Annotated in this window: 13 protein-coding genes and 2 pseudogenes; 8 read left to right on the top strand and 7 right to left on the bottom strand. The window is 74.4% G+C overall.

Annotation, left to right across the window (positions count from 1 at the left end):
• Nucleotides 1–800 (top strand): annotated as a pseudogene (locus tag ADK60_RS12490) (hypothetical protein); the annotation flags it as partial.
• 180 nt (nt 801–980) lie between these two features.
• On the opposite strand, the gene ADK60_RS12485 reads toward ADK60_RS12490, so the two are convergent.
• Nucleotides 981–1,661 (bottom strand): HAD family hydrolase, encoded by a 681-nt coding sequence (locus tag ADK60_RS12485; RefSeq protein WP_053645662.1) that lies wholly within the window; start codon nt 1,659–1,661, stop codon nt 981–983.
• Between the two features lie 259 nt (nt 1,662–1,920).
• Here ADK60_RS12485 and ADK60_RS12480 point away from each other — a divergent pair.
• The 3 genes and pseudogenes from ADK60_RS12480 to ADK60_RS12470 all read left to right on the top strand — a co-directional run bounded on the left by ADK60_RS12480 (nt 1,921) and on the right by ADK60_RS12470 (nt 4,069).
• Nucleotides 1,921–2,408: pseudogene (locus ADK60_RS12480) on the top strand (GNAT family N-acetyltransferase).
• 309 nt (nt 2,409–2,717) lie between these two features.
• Nucleotides 2,718–3,065, top strand: a complete 348-nt coding sequence (locus ADK60_RS12475) for a GntR family transcriptional regulator (RefSeq protein WP_045943956.1) — start codon at nt 2,718–2,720, stop codon at nt 3,063–3,065.
• Complete coding sequence (locus tag ADK60_RS12470; RefSeq protein WP_234371052.1) at nt 3,062–4,069, top strand: DUF1648 domain-containing protein; 1,008 nt, start codon at nt 3,062–3,064, stop codon at nt 4,067–4,069. The genes ADK60_RS12475 and ADK60_RS12470 overlap by 4 nt, the downstream gene beginning before the upstream one ends.
• A gap of 79 nt (nt 4,070–4,148) precedes the next feature.
• On the opposite strand, the gene ADK60_RS12465 is transcribed toward ADK60_RS12470, so the two are convergent.
• Nucleotides 4,149–5,018, bottom strand: coding sequence for a LysR family substrate-binding domain-containing protein (locus tag ADK60_RS12465; protein WP_053645660.1), 870 nt, complete (start codon nt 5,016–5,018; stop codon nt 4,149–4,151).
• A gap of 58 nt (nt 5,019–5,076) precedes the next feature.
• Here ADK60_RS12465 and ADK60_RS12460 point away from each other — a divergent pair, with 58 nt between their 5' ends.
• Together ADK60_RS12460 and ADK60_RS47590 are read left to right on the top strand one after the other, a co-directional pair.
• Entirely contained in the window at nt 5,077–5,511 is a 435-nt protein-coding gene (locus ADK60_RS12460; RefSeq protein WP_053645658.1) for a DUF5997 family protein, read from the top strand.
• A 494-nt stretch (nt 5,512–6,005) separates the two neighbouring features.
• Nucleotides 6,006–6,632 (top strand): LysM peptidoglycan-binding domain-containing protein, encoded by a 627-nt coding sequence (locus tag ADK60_RS47590; RefSeq protein WP_053645656.1) that lies wholly within the window; start codon nt 6,006–6,008, stop codon nt 6,630–6,632.
• A 119-nt stretch (nt 6,633–6,751) separates the two neighbouring features.
• Here ADK60_RS47590 and ADK60_RS12450 read toward each other — a convergent pair whose 3' ends face one another.
• Together ADK60_RS12450 and ADK60_RS12445 are read right to left on the bottom strand one after the other, a co-directional pair.
• Nucleotides 6,752–7,168 carry a cupin domain-containing protein gene (locus ADK60_RS12450; RefSeq protein WP_053645654.1) on the bottom strand — a complete coding sequence of 139 codons (417 nt, stop codon included), beginning with the start codon at nt 7,166–7,168 and terminating at the stop codon, nt 6,752–6,754.
• Between the two features lie 268 nt (nt 7,169–7,436).
• Entirely contained in the window at nt 7,437–8,384 is a 948-nt protein-coding gene (locus tag ADK60_RS12445; RefSeq protein ID WP_079008298.1) for an MBL fold metallo-hydrolase, read from the bottom strand.
• Nucleotides 8,385–9,333: 949 nt separating this feature from the next.
• Between ADK60_RS12445 and ADK60_RS12440 the strand changes: the two genes are divergently transcribed.
• Complete coding sequence (locus ADK60_RS12440) at nt 9,334–10,185, top strand: helix-turn-helix domain-containing protein (RefSeq protein WP_053645652.1); 852 nt, start codon at nt 9,334–9,336, stop codon at nt 10,183–10,185.
• A 9-nt stretch (nt 10,186–10,194) separates the two neighbouring features.
• Nucleotides 10,195–11,115: a GNAT family N-acetyltransferase gene (locus ADK60_RS12435; protein WP_234371051.1), complete on the top strand. Its 921-nt coding sequence runs from the start codon at nt 10,195–10,197 to the stop codon at nt 11,113–11,115.
• Between the two features lie 648 nt (nt 11,116–11,763).
• Here ADK60_RS12435 and ADK60_RS12425 read toward each other — a convergent pair.
• From ADK60_RS12425 to ADK60_RS12415, 3 genes are all read right to left on the bottom strand, one after another.
• The gene (locus tag ADK60_RS12425; RefSeq protein WP_234371050.1) at nt 11,764–13,092 is read right to left on the bottom strand and encodes a M64 family metallopeptidase; all 1,329 of its coding nucleotides are present in this window, start codon (nt 13,090–13,092) and stop codon (nt 11,764–11,766) included.
• Nucleotides 13,093–13,233: 141 nt separating this feature from the next.
• Nucleotides 13,234–15,192, bottom strand: coding sequence for an APC family permease (locus ADK60_RS12420; RefSeq protein WP_053645648.1), 1,959 nt, complete (start codon nt 15,190–15,192; stop codon nt 13,234–13,236).
• Nucleotides 15,193–15,424: 232 nt separating this feature from the next.
• The coding region (locus tag ADK60_RS12415) for an HAD-IC family P-type ATPase (RefSeq protein ID WP_159400406.1) at nt 15,425–15,946 on the bottom strand (522 nt) is incomplete at its 5' end.

Raw genomic sequence — 15,946 nt, 5'->3', positions numbered from 1 at the left:
CGCCCCCTTGGTTCCCCCCCTTCGCCCCCCCCCGCCCCAGGGCGCCCGACCGGCCCCCCGCCGGATCGGCGCCCCCCCCCCCTCCGCCCCCCGCCCCTGGTCCCGTCCGCACGGCGGCCCCGCCCGTCGCGCTGCCGGCCGGAGCCGCCTCCCCGCCCCGCACCCACCACCGGTCCCGCTCCCGCTTCGGCTCCCACTACGGCCGACTGCTGCTCGGTGAGGCGCGGATCCTGTTCGCCGACGCCTCGCGCTGGTGGTGGCTCGCGGCGGCCTGCCTGGTGCTGGCCGGGCTCTCCGTACCGCCGGACACCGGCGTCGGCGCGGTGCTGCCTGCCGCCTGGGTCTGGCCGGTACTGCTCTGGTCGCGCCTCGGGAGCCGCTCGGCCGAGAACGACCTGGAGGTCCTGCTCAGCGCCTACCCGGCCGCCCGCGCCCGGCTGCTCGCCGAATGGGCCGCCGGGGTGCTGCTCACCGCCCTGGTCGGTGCGGGTGTCCTGGTCCGACTCGCCGCGGCCGGCGACACCGCCGGGGTGGCGGCCTGGTCGGCCGGCGCCCTGTTCATCCCCTCGCTCGCCCTCGCCCTCGGCACCCTCTCCCGCACCCACCGCCTCTTCCAGGCCCTCTACCTGCCGCTCTGGTACCTGGCGGTGAACCAGATCGCCACGCTCGACTTCATGGGCACCGTCCGCCGTGCCGGCCACCCCGCCGGCCCCTCCCCCGTCCTGGTCACCGCCGTCACCCTGGCCCTCCTCGCCACCACCCTGCTCACCACAACGACCCGCCGTGCGCTCCGTGACTGACCTCCGAACAGAACGGAGGCCGTCCGCCGGGCACAGGGCACCCGCTGTCCGGCAAGCGCCCGACAGGACGCGCCCGGGGATGCGTGGTGTCCTCTTCGAGCCGGTTCACCGACGTCCGTCGCAACGTGGTCACGGAACCACGGGGGCGGGCAGACCGCCGGCAACCGATGCCCGCCCAGGTCAGAAGAGGTCCAACAACTCAACCAGGGAGGTGATGAAGGGCACCTCCGCGGTGACCGGTCCCCGGCAGACCGCGCGCCCCGCGTACCCGAGTCCGATCGCCGCGGCGACCAGGGCCGGATCGTCGTCGAGGAACAGGCACTGTGCCGGCGCGAGCCCCAGCGCGGCGCTGGCGTGGTGGTACATCCGCGGGTCCGGCTTGTTGCAGCCGAGCACCGCAGAGATCGCATACGCCTCGAAGAACCGCCCGATCCCCAGTCCCGCGTGAAGGTCAGGCAGGTTGGGCCAGGCATCCGATACCACTGCCATCCGCACGCCCCGTCGGCTGAGCTCTTCCAGAGTGCCCATGACTTCCGGGTAGGTCTCCAGGAGCGTGGCGGGCGGGACCTCGCGGCGCAGGTCGGCGAGGAGTTCCGAGGTCGGATCCACCCCCACGTCACTCAGCATCACCCGGTGGTAGTCGTCTGTCTCGGGCGTCGACGACGAGGTGGCGAGGTAGCGGTCGCCTGCGGCGACAGCTGCCGCCAACTGTTCCGACGTGATCGAAGGCACGTGGGCGAGAACGGTCTGCTCGAAGTCGGCTCGCGGGTTCCACCGGCCGCCGATCGGCTGCATCAGCACGCCGCCCGAGTCGAAGAGAACAGCGCGGAGGTCTTCCTGAGGAGAGGGGCGTGTCGTCATTCGGCTCAGTCTGGTCAACTGACGCCCGCTGGTCGACCCTTGACATCATCCGATACGAGTCACCGGCCCGGCCGGGTCGGAGCGGCATCACGAATTCAGCAATTCCTTCGGTGACAGAACCCGCCCTATATGTCCGAGCGCAAGCCCGTCCGACTGACGCCGAGGGCCGGTCCGAAACCCCTTGGACGGCACGCGGATCGGCTTGCTGAAATGGGAGAACGGCCGCTGCCGGAGTCGTAGGAGCCACAGGGAGGCGGCGATGAGCGAGATCAGGCTGCACCTGTCGGTGCGCGACCTCACCGAGGCGGACCTGCCGTCCTGCGGCTGGGCCGGCTCCCCCAAGCACGTGCGCGAGCTGGTCCACCAGATCCGCCGCGCCGAAGCGGGCGAGGTCGACTACCTGGCCGTCTGCACGCCGGTCGGGCTGCCGGTGGCGGTCGGCGGCATCGACTACACGGTCAAGCCCGGAGCCGGCACACTCTGGCAACTCGGCGTCCACCCGGCCCTCCAGTCCTGTGGGATCGGCACGCTGCTGGTCGGCTCCGCCGAACAGCGGATCCGCACCAGGGGCCTGACCGCGCCGAACTCGGCGTCGAGGAGAGCAACCCGCGCGCCCGCGCCCTCTACGAACGCCTGGGCTACCGGGCCTTCGGCCGTGAGCTCGATTCCTGGGACGTGGAGGCCGAGGACGGCTCACTCCAGCGGCACGAGACGATGTGCACGCTGATGCGCAAGGACCTGGCCTGACACCGGATTTCGCCGCGTTCGTCAGCAAAGCGTCGGCCGAACCGGCCCTCACCCCGGACGGCCTCCGCGAGGGGACGGCTCAGCACCGAGGGGGCCTTCCGGGCCGCACCGCCCTGCTGAACGCCTGGGGCCCGGAGCTGCTCCTGAGTCCGCGCCCCGCCCCGACTCCCCGACTCCCCGACCCACCAGCCCACCAGCCCACCAACCAGCCAACCCACCAACCCACCCGAGCGGGGCCACCACCGGTCGCGCGACCGGCCGTCAGCGGCGCTGGCGTCATTCGGCGATGGTGCTACTCTCACTAGCATCATGTTGCTGAAGCTGGAGGCCGGGGACTCCCGGCCGTTGCACGAGCAGGTTGCGGGAGCGATCCGGCGGGCCGTCGGTGAGGGCGAGTGCGTACCCGGGGAGCGGTTGCCGCCGGCGAGGGATCTGGCGCGGGCGCTCGGGGTGAACGCGAACACGGTGCTGCGGGCGCTCCGGGTGCTACGGGACGAAGAGGTACTGGAGTTCCGCCGGGGGCGCGGCATCACCGTCGCCCGCGGTGCCGACCGCCGCGCCGAACTGCTGGACGCGGCGCGGCGGCTGGTCGCCGACGCGGCACACGCAGGCTTCAGCCGGGAGGAGCTCGTCGAGATGATCAGGGGGCTGGAGTGAAGAAGGTTTCGCAGGAGGGCGGGCACGACGCCCGCAAGGACGCGGCGGTCCGGGTGATCGGGATGCTCGCGTTCGGGGCGCTCGCCCTCGGGGTGCTGGCACTGCTGCTCGGACTGCCGTGGGTGGCGCGCGACCGGCTGCCGGAGCCCCTGGCCACGCACTGGAGCGGAACGCGACCGGACGGTTCGATGTCGTTGACGGCCGCGGCGGGCTTCCCGGCCGCGGTGTGGGCGGCCTCGGTCGCGGCGGCGGCCGTCGCCCGGTGGCGCGGCGGGGAGCAGGCGAAGGCCTGGTCGGCGGTCGGGCTCGGCTTCGGGGGTGCACTGCTGACGGGCGCGCAGGCCGCGATCGTCTCGGCCAACCTGGACCGCCCCACCTGGCAGGAGGCCGGGCCGGTGGGCGCCGAGGTGCTGTTGGTCCTGGTGGCGGCGGTCGCGGCCGGCGCGCTGGCCTGGTGGCTCGCCCGGCCGCAGGGCCCGGGGCCGCTCGCCGCGACCGTCGCCGACGGCCCGCGCCTCGACCTGCCGGACGGGCAGCGGGCGGTCTGGCTCTCCCGGGCGGTCAACCCCTGGCTGGGACTGCTGGCCGGGTTCGCCGGGCTGGGCACGGCGGGGGCGGCACTGGCCGGGTTCGCCGGACTGGGCGGGGCGGCCTGGGCGACCGCCGCGCCGCTGGCGGTCGTCGCGCTGGCCGGGCTCAGCTGTTCGTCGGTGCAGGCGCGGGTGACCGAGCGCGGCCTGGATGTGGCGTTCGGCCCGCTCGGCCGACCGTCCCGGCACTGGGATCCGGAGGAGATCGTCTCGGCCCGGGCCGAGACCCGCACCCCGGCCCAGGTGGGCGGCTGGGGCTACCGGCTGAGCGGTCTGGGCACCACGGTCATGCTGCGCCGCGGCGAGTGCCTGGTGATCCGGCCCCGACAGGGCGCGGAGTTCGCGGTGAGCGTGGACGACGCCGAGCGCGGCGCCGCCCTGCTGAACACCCTGGCCGCCCCCCGGAGCGCGTGACCGGCCGAGGGGGCGCGCACGACCGGCGGGCCGGCGCACCCACCCGGCGCACCCACCCGGCACGGCCGGCGGGGGAACGTCAGCCGCGACGCTTCGGTCGGCCGCGCCGGGCGGCCGCCGCGCCACCGGACGACGATCCGGAGCCGCCCCGGGCACGCCCGCCCGCGGTGGCCCGGCCCCCGGCGGCCGGCTTGCCCGAGCCCTTGGGAGCGCCACCCTTGGCCGCACCCCCCTTGGCGGCGCCACCCTTGGCACCGCCGCTGCCGCTCTTCGCACCGCCGGCGCGACCCGGGGCGGACTTCGCCGCCGGGGCCTCGGCCGGGGTCGCGGCCGTCTGGCCCCGGCCGCGCGAGCTGTTGACCGTGCGGCCCCGGACGATGCCGATGAACTCCTCCACCAGGTCGGTGGTCTGCTCCTCCGGCCAGGACAGCGCGATCCGGGACTGCGGGGCGTCCGCCATCGTCCGGTAGGTGAGGTCCCGCCGGTGGTGCAGGCGTGCCAGCGACTGCGGGACGAGCAGCACCCCGACCCCGGCCGCGACCAGCTCGATCGCATCGGCCGTGGTCGCCGGTCGCTCGATGGCGGGCCGCCCGGGCAGCTGCTCCCATTCGAGGGTGTCGTCGAGCGGGTGGAAGACCACGTCGTCGGCGAGGTCCGCGACGGTGACCTCCTCCGCCGCCGCCAGCCAGTGGTCCTTCGGGAACACCACCACCGTCGTCTCGGTGTACAGCGGGATCGCGCTCAGGCCGGTCCGGTCGACCGGCAGCCGCAGCAGCCCCGCGTCCGCGTCGCCCGCGCGCAGCGTCGGCTCCCCGGCCGCGGCTTCGACCGCGACCAGGGCGAGCGGAACGTCCGGGAGCCGCTCCGACCAGACGCGCGCCCACTTGCCGGGGGTCACGCCCGGGACGTAGGCCAGCCGGAACGAGGGTGTCACCTGCATCTCTGTCACCCGCCCAAGGCTACCGACCGTGACAGCGGGCGTCGGCCGCTCGCTTACCCTGGTGACCATGACATCGCTCAAGCAGAAGACCACGCAGACCATGAAGCCGGCGACGGCGGCGAAGAAGCTCGGGGTCTACCTCGGCGCCACCCCTGCCGACTTCCAGTCGGGCGTGATCTCCCGCGAGGAGCTCACCGCCCTGCAGACCGAGCCGCCGCAGTGGCTCCAGGAGCTGCGCCGCAACGGCCCGCACCCGCGTTCCGTGGTGGCCACCCGGCTCGGCGTCTCCGCGTCCGGCCTGGCGCGCGGCGGCATCACCGAGGCGCTCACCACCGAGCAGATCGAGGAGCTCCGCGAGGAGAACCCGGAGTGGCTCCGGCGCGAGCGGACGATCCAGGAGGAGGTCCGCAAGGAGTCCGTGCGCGTCAAGGAGAAGCACGAGAAGGAGGAGAAGCAGCGCCAGCAGGCCGCCGCTGCGGCCGAGCGCGAGAAGCGCCGCTGACCTGCGGACTTCCGCCTGCTCCACCCTGCTCCTCCCCGGCCCCCCGGCGTTCGCGCCGGGGGGCCGTCGTTCGTCCGGGGACAGGCACACGAGGAAGGTCCGGCACGACACACGGCACGGCATCCGGCGCGGCATCCGACCCGGCCTCCAGCCCGACCTCCGGCCCGGCCGGACGGGCGCCGGCGACTCGCACAAACGCACGAGCCGGAGCCCCTGGGAGCCGGCCGAACCTCCACCCGAATGCCGCACACGCACCCGAAAGTGTTCGCACACGTTCGACCCTGTGAGCACCGTCACGGGACCGGACCGGCCGGGCGGGCGTCCCGGCGGGCCGGCCCGAGCGGCGGGACGAGAGCCGGCCGGGTGGCGGTGCGGAGCCGGGCGGGTGACCTGCTCGACGTGTCGGCGGGGATCCGGCGGGCCCGGCGTGCGTCGGTGGGAACGCGCCGCTCCCGAGCGGCGCGCGCCCCTGCCCCCGGACCTGAGAGCCGCCGATGCCCCCCATCGCGCACCTGCGCCGCCTGCTCCCCACCGCCGTGTGCACCCTGGCCGCCGTCCTCGCCGCCGCCGCCGCGGCGCACGCCGCGCCACCGGGCCCGGGAGGCGGAGCGGGCATCGATCGGGGGACCGTGATCGACTGGGAGCGGGTCGCCGCCTGCGAAAGCAGCGGGGACTGGCACATCAACACCGGCAACGGCTACTTCGGCGGCCTCCAGTTCGACGAGCCGACCTGGGAGGAGACCGGCGGCCTCCGCTACGCCCCGCGCGCCGACCTGGCCAGCCGGGACGAGCAGATCGCCGTCGCCAACGCCCTCGCCGAACAGCGCGGGCTCACCCCGTGGCCGGTCTGCGGCTCCCGCGCCGACCGGGACCGCGAACGCCCCCCGGTCGAGTCGGCCGCCGAACCGGCGGAGGCGCCCCACCCCGGCACTCCCGCCGCCCCTCCCCCGGCCGGTGGCCCCACCACCTGGACGGTGCGCGACGACGACACCCTCGACAGCATCGCCGAGCAGCTCCGGGTCCCCGGCGGCTGGCAGGCGCTGTACGAACGGAACCGCGCGGCCCTCGGCGAGGACCCCGACCTCATCCAGCCCGGCCAGGAGCTGACTCTCCCCCTCTGACCCCCGCCCGAGGCCCAGCGCGAAACCGCGCCCACCGAACAGCACACACCGAACACCACGCAGCCTGCGACCGGCCGGTGTCCCCACTCCCACGGGGACACCGGCCGCACCCGTTCGCGTCAGCCGACGGTGGGAGACCAGGGGCCGTCCTCGGGGCGGGCCTCGGTGGTGGAGCCGTCCGGCCAGGGAGGCATGGTGATGGCGACAATGCGCAGCGGACCCGGGCTGTCCGGATCGGCACGGAACTGGAAGGCGGTTCCCAGTGGCACCGAGACCGACGTTCCCGCCCGCAGGACGTCCACGGACTCCCGGCCGGACTGCCGCCGCCAGATCCGGCCCCGGCCGGCCGTGACGTACCAGAGCTCCTGCACGGTGGCATGGGAGACGGCGCGAGTGACGACACCGGGAGCGAGTTCGAAGACGGCCTGACTGCCGAGACCGTCCAGGGTCAGCAACGGCCGGACGGTGGCACCGTCCGGGGCGACCACGACCGGGGCGTCCTCGACCTCGGCGGTGCGGAACGGCTGCTCTTCCATAAGAACCGGCCCCCTCTCGACGCGGGCACCCCCACGCGCCCCACTCGCGATGGGACCACACCCCGAACCGTCCCGCCAGAGGGCGGCCTCCACCGGAGCCCCGGCCCGTGGAAACCGCCGAACCGCGGGTCGGGGCTCCCCGGAGCGAGCCGGGTCTCCTTGAGGAAGCTCTCGAAGAACGCCCGATGGGGGCCCGAGGGCGCACCGGCCGCCGCGCGGGCGGGGCCCGTCGGGATCCTCCGGGGCTGCTCCCCCGAGGCGGACGGCGTCAGTGCGGGGGCGTGCGGCCGGCCGGGGTCCACGGTCGGACGAAGGGGCGGTTGAGGTGGGCGGTGCCGAGTACCGCGCCGGTGCGGCGGGCCTCGGCGAGGAGTTGCTCACGGCTGCGGCGGGCCGTCTCCGGGTCGGCCTCAAAGAGGTAGCGCACGGCAGGGGTGGCGAGTTGGACGGCGTGGACCAGCACGTCCCCGGTGACCAGCAGGCGGTCCCCGCCACCGTCGACCAGGACCGACTGGTGGCCCGGCGTGTGGCCGGGCGTCGGCAGCAGGGTGATCGCGCCGCCTCCGGGTCGGGCCCGGCCGGCGAGCACCGAGTGGCCGTCGGCCTCGTGCAACTGCCCGGCGCGCAGCAGCGGTTCGACGACGTAGGTGCGCGCCGTCCGGGTCGGTCCGAGCGCCGCGACCTCGGCGTGCTGCACCACGTAGCGGGCGTTCGGGAACACCGGTACGCCCTCGGGGGTGACCGACCAGCCGTAGTGGTCCTCGTGGAGGTGGGTCAGGACCACCGTCTCGACGTCCGCCGGGGCGATCCCGGCCCGGGCCAGGACGGCGGGCAGCCGACCGGGGACGGGCGCCCAGCCGGAGGCCGGGCTGCCGACCGGGCCGATACCGGTGTCCACCAGGGTGACCCGGCCGCCGGGGCGGCGGACGGCGTAGCAGCGGAAGTCCAGCTCCCAGGTGTCACCCGGGCCAAAGGCGGCCGGGTCGAGGCGGCGGGCGCGCTCCCAGTCGGCGGCCGTCGCGTCGGGGAAGGCAGCCTGCGCGGTGCCGGGGAACGGGCCGTGCGCGTCGAGCAGCGCCAGCACCTCGTACCGGCCGAACCGCCGCACCACGACGGCACCAGCAGCAGCACCAGCAGGCTCGGCGGCGGCGGGCGTCGCCGCGACGAGCGGGCGCAGCGCCACCGCGCCCGCGACGGCGAGCGCGCCGCGCAGCATCCGGCGGCGCCCGGGCCGATCGGATGCGGCCTCGGATGCGGCCTCGGGTCCGGCTCCGGCTCCGGCTCCGGCTCCGGCTCCGGCTCCGGCTCCGGGATCTTCGGTGAATGGGACGGCGGGAACGATCGGATCGTTCAACGGGACTCCTCGGACAGAACGCGGACTGGGCGGGGGCCGAAGAACGACTCAACGACTCGGGTCGGCGCCCCGACCCCCGTACGGGGCGCCGACCGGTCCCACTGTCCCGCCGGGCCCGCCCCGGCGGCTTGTCGTTTCTTGTGCAATCCGTTCGCGCGCGGGCAAGCACCGTGCGAGCATCGCCGGATGATCGACGAGGAGTCCGTGACGGCCGCCGGCCTGGTCGGCGCCCGACTGACCCGGGTGACTACGGCTCGCCGCCACCAAGACTCCGACACCGCACCGCAGTTGCCGCACCTGTGGCTCCACCTGGAAGACCTCGGGCCCGTGCTTTTCGGCACGCCCGGCAGGGGCCTGTCGTTCCGGGCCGACCCGACGGACGCAACCGAGGAGACCGGCACGACCGACGGTCCGGCGGATCTGCCGCTGACGCGATTCCTCGGGCAGTCGGTCCGGTCGGTCGGCGCGGTCGAGTACCGGGACGGTCGGACCGCCTTCACCGCCGCGGGCTCGCCCTCGGCTTCGAGGGCGGACGCGTCCGGCTGCTGGGCCTGGACGGTGCCCTGCTGGTCGTCGGTCCCGAGGAGCACCTGGGCAGCGTCGAGCACTTCCCCGGCGGCCCGGATCCGGACACCTGGGACGAGGAGGGCTCCGGCCTGCTCGCCCGGTGGCACGACGGGAGCCGCGGCAGCCGGATCGACCTGGCGGACCTCCTCGCCCTGGCCGGCCTCCGGCTCGCGCCGAACTCCGAGCTGCTGGACGGTCGGTGACGGGCGACGACAGTGGGCCGCCCCGGGAGTAGGGTGCGGGCATGCCGGTCGAACGTGCGTCCCTGTTGAGTGGGGACGACCTGTGTGTCGCCGACGTGTCCTGCCAGAACCCGCCGGAAGGGTGGACGGAGTTGCGGCCGGCGCCGGTGTTCGGGCTGGTGATGGTGCGGCGGGGGATGTTCCGGGGGCGGATCGACGGGGTCCACCAGGTCCTGGACCCGGCCTGCGTGTATGTCGAACGGATCGGCTGCGAGCAGCAGTTCGCGCATCCGTGCGGCGGCGACCTCTACACCGAGCTGGTGCTCTCCGAGCCGCGGACCGCCGAACTGCTGGGCGGCGATCCGGAGGTGCCGCAGGGGCTGGTGTTCACCACGCCGCGGATGGCACTGGCCCATCGGATGCTGGTCGTCCGGGCGCGCGGCGGCGCGGACTCGTTCGAACTCGCCGAGCGGGCGGTCACCTTGGCGGGCGAGGTGCTGACGGCACTGGCGCCGGCGAGGGTGGCGAGCGGCCGGCCGGTCCGGGACGCGGCGCGCCGTCGGCTGGTGGACGCCGCGCGGGTCGCGCTGGCGGCGGACCTCGGACTCGGGCTGGAGGAGCTGGGCCGGGCGGTCGGCTGTTCGCCGCACCATCTGAGCCGGATCTTCCGGGCCTGCACCGGCGAGGGCATCGCCCGCTACCGCAACCGGCTGCGGGTCACCCTCGCCCTGGAGCGGCTGACCGAAGGTGAGACGCGACTCGCCCTGCTGGCGCAGGAGTTGGGCTTCACCGACCAGGCGCATCTGACCCGGGCGGTGCACCGCGCGGCCGGACTGCCGCCCGGCCGGCTCCGGGCCCTGCTGGGTCCACGCCCCGCCGGGTCCGGCGGGGTGAGCACCCCGGAGCACGCGTAGGCTCGGCGGGTGTCCTCCACCCCGGCCCCCGTCCCAGCCTCCACCCCGGCCTCCACTCCAGCCTCCGCCTCCGCCTCTGCCCCTGCCCCCACCCCTCCTCCCGCTCCCGCCCCCGTCTCCCCCGCGCCGCTGACCAGCCTGCACGACCGGGCGGCGCTCGCCGAGCGGTTCGGCCGGGACCCCGAGCTCCACCTGTTCGAACTCGGCGACCTGGACGAGCCGTTCTGGTCCCACACCGCCTGGTACACGACGTCGGCGGACGGTCCGGTGGCGCTGCTGTACGCGGTCGGGGACGTGCCCACCCTGCTCGGCCTGGCCCGGCCCGCGCACGCCGACCGCCTGGCCGGACTGCTGCACGCAATGCGGCCCGTGCTGCCGCGCCGACTGCTCGCCCACCTCACCGACGGCGGGGTCGACGCCCTCGCGCCGGACTACCGCGCCGAGCACCGGACGGCGATGCTGCGGATGGCGCTGACCGACCCCGCCGCCCTCGCGCCGCACCTGGGCGAGGCATCAGGCGCGCGCCCGTTCGGGCCGGTGGCGCGGCTCGGCGCGGCGGACCTCACGGATCTGCGCGCCCTGTTCGCCGCCGGCTACCCGGGCAACTGGTTCGACGAGCGGATGCTGACCACCGGCCCCTACGTCGGGATCCGGGACGCCGGGGGCCGACTGCTCGCGACGGCCGGCGTGCACGTCCACTCCGCCGCCCGACGGGTGGCGGTGATCGGGAACGTCACCACTCACCCGGAGGCCCGGGGGCGGGGGCTCGCGGCGGCCTGCACCGCGCGGCTCTGCGAGGTCCTGGCGGGCAGCGTCGACCACATCGGCCTGAACGTCCGGGCCGACCACCCCACCGCACTCGCCCTCTACCGGCGCCTGGGCTTCACCACCGTGACCGGTTACGAGGAGGCCGTGCTCGCGGCCTCCTGACGGACCGCCGGTCGCGGCCCACCGGTGAATCGGCTCGCCTGTGGATCGGCCCGCCGATTGCTCACGGGCCGCCCGGCGCATCGGAGGCCGGAGCGCCAGGAGCGCCAGGAGCGCCAGGAACGGGTGTCGCCCCCTGGGCCGGCTCGAGGTGGAACGGGCCGCCCGGAGTCCCCGGCTGCCAGCCACGCTCCCGGGCGTCGCGGACCGCGAGCGCCACAATGGCGGGAGTGGCGCCGACGGTCGGCAGACCGAGCCAGTTGCCCGGATGCGCTCCCAGGAGCCGGACGACGAGCACCGAGCCGGGCCCCTCTGCCCGCTCGACGGCAACCGTCAGCGGAGACTGTCCGATCCCCTGGCTGTAGGTGGGCCTGCGCCTGACGGCCCACCGGTACCTCACCTGGTCGACCGTGATGATCCGGGTGCCCTTTCTCGGCAGTGTCAACGGGCCTCCCACCTGCGTCGTCGGGCTGGTCGTCCGCCCACTGTCGCAGGTGACCGACGGCTCCGTCCGGCCGGGTGGATCCCGGGGCCGGACTCCCGGGCGCAGCCCGCTCCGGGCACGGCCGCCGTGCACGGGAAGTCGGACGGACCGACTTCCCGTGCAACCGCACAATCCGGATCGGACCTCCCGCGAACAGGCAGCCCCGGTCAGCGGGTGACGGGCCAGGACAGAGCAGCCGTCAGGGCGGCACGGAGGGCCGGGTCGAGGACGGCGGGGGTGGGGTCGGTGGCGGTGGCGGTCAGGGTGTGGCCCCGGCCGCGCGGGCCGGGGAGCGGGACGGTGCGCAGGTCGACCGTCGTCCGTCCGCGCAGCTGCGGCAGCGTGCGGCCGTCCAGGGACCAGCTGAGGGCGGTGCCGGCGACCGGGAGCTCGACGGTGAGGCGGTCGGCCCGGGTGAGCGGGGTGCCGGCCGGGGTGGGGCTGGTGAGCGGGGCGGCGTGGCGGTAGAAACCGGCGATCATCGCCTCCCGTCCGGGCAGGTTGAACTCCCGTCCGAGCGAACGCATGATCGAGTTCTCGGTGGGCCGGTACAGGCCCTTGGGGTAGTAGCCGCCACCCTCGTAGCTGCCGACCACGCCCCCGTCGGGCGAGGTCCGGCCGATCCAGCGGTACCACTTGGCGCGGTCGTGGGTGAGCCGGTCGGCGGTGTACATGCTGATGTTGGGCTCGGCCGGTTCGCCCTCCTCGGCCGGGTAGGTGTCGGAGCCGTCGTAGAAGTACTCGTCGGCGAGCTTTCCGAGCGAGTGGCCGGTCTCGTGCACGGCGATCTGCCCGGCCTTCGGATTGCCGCCCGCGACGGTGGCGATGCCGTCGTAGCCGAGCGGGGAGGCGACGTTGTAGCCGGCCCCGCCGTACTTGGCGGTGTTGGCGACGACGAGGACGAGGTCGGCCTGCGGGGCCTTGACGGCGTAGTTCTCGACGGCCTTGGTGTCGACGCACAGCAGGCGTTCGATGTCCTCGCACCAGAAGTAGGAGCCGAGCGCGGTGTTGCGGACGGTGGCGCGGTCCGGGTCGCCGGTGGTGCCGGACTCGGCGGAGACGGTGGCGACGGCCCAGACGTTGAACAGGTTCCGGTAGCCGGCGTAGGGCTCGACGGCGCTGAGCTCCTGCCACTTGGCGGCGGCGTCGGCCCGGAACTTCTCCTGTTCGGCGGCGGTGTAGCCGTCGCCGATGACCACGACGTCGACCTTGCCGGCGCTGTCGCCGCTCCGCAGGATCGGGGTGACCTCGCCGTCCCCGGCGGCGGGGGCGACGCCGGGGCGGTCGCCGGTCAGGTACGGGGAGGCGGCGGGCACGGTGGCCCGTCCGATCGAGCCGTCCTCGGCGAAGACCTCGACCCGGTGCCGGGAGCCGCCGGCGGTGACCGCGGAACCCTGCTCCGCCCCGGAGGCCGCGACGGCCGCCGGGGCGGTGCCGAGGGCGGCGAGGGCGAGGGCGCCGGTCAGAACGATCGAGCCGAACCTGCGATTGCGCACGGAAGTTGCTCCTCTGCGGGGTGGCCGGGTAGCGGAGTGGCGGGATGGGACCGACGAACTGCCATGCTATGCACCTGACAACCCATCGGCACAGGCCCCGCACATCCCCGACTCCTCCACCGGGCTCCCCGGCCCGCCCCCTCAGCCCACGTGCACCCGCGGCCGCCGCATCCGGTCCGGCTCCGCCTCCCGCAGCACCTCGCGGGTGACCGGCGCGACCTCGCCCTGCCCGAACAGGAAGAACCGCAGGAACTGGGCGAACGGATTGCCCTCCGTCCACTCGAAGTAGATGTGCGGCTGCTGCCCGGTGCGGTCCCGGACGGTGAGCAGCAGCGCGGCCAGCGCGTTGGGGACGCTGGAGCTCTCCAGCGTGAGCACCCGGTAGCGGTCGTGCAGCACCTCGCCGTGCACGGTGAGCACCGCCTCGAACTCCGAGGGGTCCTTGACCGTCACCTCGACGAAGACCAGGTCGTCCTCGGCCGGGATGTCGTTGTCCGCCCGGATCTGGCGCTTCTTCTCCTGGTACTCGGCGAGGTCGCGGCTGTTCGGCTCATTGGCGATCAGGCGCAGCGGCCGGTGGGTGTAGTCGCGCACGAAGCGCTCGGCGGAGTCGTCGAAGACGATGTCGGTGACCCGGAGTTCGAAGGCGCGCTTGAGCCGGGAGAGCAGGGAGACGAACACGATGGCGGCGATGAAGCAGGCGCCGATCTTCACGCCGTCCGGGCGTTCGGCGATGTTGAGGGCCGTGGTGTAGAGGAAGACGGCCGCGATGATCGCGAAGCCGATGGTCCAGCCGGTCTGGCGGGCCGCGCGGGCGGCGATGGTGACGGCGATCGCGGCGGAGCTGATCAGCACCAGGACGCCGGTGGCGTAGGCGCCGCCCTGGGCGTCCACGCTGGCGTCGAAGAGCCAGGTGACCAGGAAGGCGATCAGGGTGAGCACGATGACCATCGGCCGGACCGCCTTCGCCCAGTGCGGCGCCATGCCGTAGCGGGGCAGGTAGCGGGGCAGCAGGTTGAGCATGCCCGCCATGGCGGAGGCGCCGGCGAACCAGAGGATCGCGATCGTGGACAGGTCGTAGATGCTGCCGAAGGTGTTGCCGAGGTACTCGTGGGCCAGGTACGCGAGCGCGCGTCCGTTGGCCTCGCCGCCCTTCTCGAAGGCCTCCTCCGGGATCAGCAGGGTGGTGATGAAGCTGGTGGTGATCAGGAACACGCTCATGATCAGCGCGGCGGTGGTGAGCAGCTTGCGGGCGCCGCGGATCCGGCCGGTCGGCTTCTCCTCGGTGTCGTCCGGGTCGCCCTCGATGTGCGGCATGACGGCGACGCCGGTCTCGAAGCCGGAGAGGCCGAGGGCGAGTTTGGGGAAGGTCACCAGGGCGACACCGATCATGGCGACGACGTTGCCGTGCTCCGCGGTGAGCGCGTCCGCCCAGTCGCTCACCACGCCGGGGGAGCTGAGGACGTGGTAGAAGCCGGTGATGACGACGACCACGTTGAGCGCGAGGTAGACCGCGACCAGGACGACGGCCAGCCCGATCGCCTCACTGAAGCCCTTGAGGAAGACGCCGCCGAGCAGGGCGATCATCACCAGGGTGATGAGGACCTGCTTGCCGGTCAGGGCGCTGTGCAGGTGCGGGTTCTCGACCAGGTGGGCGGTGGCGTCGGCGGCCGACAGGGTGATGGTGATCATGAAGTCCGTGGCCGCGAAGCCGAGCAGGGCGAGGACGAACAGCTTGCCCTGCCAGAACGACAGCAGGCGCTCCAGCATCGCGATCGAGCCCTCGCCGTGCGGGCTCTCCCGGGCCACCCGGCGGTAGACGGGCAGGGCTCCGAAGAGGGTGACGACGACGAGGACGACGGTCGCCACCGGGGAGAGCAGACCGGCCGCGAGGGCGGCGATGCCGGGCTGGTAGCCGAGGGTGGAGAAGTAGTCGAGGCCGGTCAGGCACATCACCCGCCACCAGGGGCGGGCCTGTTCGGCGGGGGCCTGGGCGTGCGGGCCGGGGTGCTGCTTGACCCGGTCGGACAGGCCTTCCAGCAGCCAGGCGCGGAAGCGCTGCCCGCGTCCGAAGGAGTCGCTCGTTCCCGAGGAAGCCACCCTGCACCCCTTTGTCCCACGTGCCCGAAGCCGTCCCCGGAGAGCCGTCCGCCGAACGGGCCGCCAACGAGCCACGGACCACCGGCCCGCCGACGGCACGGCGACGACACGCTATGCGACCGGGCCGCTGACCTCCGGGAACGCCTCGGCCGTGTCCCCTCATCGGATCAGCACCGGGGCGCCGCCCGAGCGTCCGGGAGCCCCGTACACAGCCGGGGCCCCGGGAAGGCGCTCAGCGGAAGCTGCGCAGCCGCAGGCTGTTGCCGACCACGAAGACCGAGGAGAAGGCCATCGCCGCACCGGCGATCATCGGGTTGAGCAGTCCGGCGGCGGCCAGCGGAAGCGCGGCGACGTTGTAGCCGAAGGCCCAGAAGAGGTTGCCCTTGATGGTGCCGAGGGTCCTGCGGGAGAGGCGGATGGCGTCGGCGGCGGAGCGCAGGTCGCCGCGGACCAGGGTGAGGTCGCTCGCCTCGATGGCGGCATCGGTGCCGGTCCCCATCGCGAGGCCGAGATCCGCCCGGGCCAGCGCCGCGGCATCGTTGACACCGTCGCCGACCATCGCGACGACCCGGCCCTCGCTCTGCAACCGGCCGATCACCGCGACCTTGTCCTCGGGCAGCACCTCGGCGATCACGTCCTCGGCGGGGATGCCGACCTCGGTGGCGACGGCCTCGGCGACGGCGCGGTTGTCGCCGGTGAGCAGGACCGGTCGCAGTCCGAGGGCGCGCAGTTCGGCGACGGCCCGGGCGCTGGT

It is taken from the genome of Streptomyces sp. XY431, assembly GCF_001279805.1.
GTDB classification, from domain to species: domain Bacteria; phylum Actinomycetota; class Actinomycetes; order Streptomycetales; family Streptomycetaceae; genus Kitasatospora; species Kitasatospora purpeofusca.
Note: the sequence above shows the minus strand (reverse complement) of the source record. Positions and strands in the feature narration are given on the sequence as shown.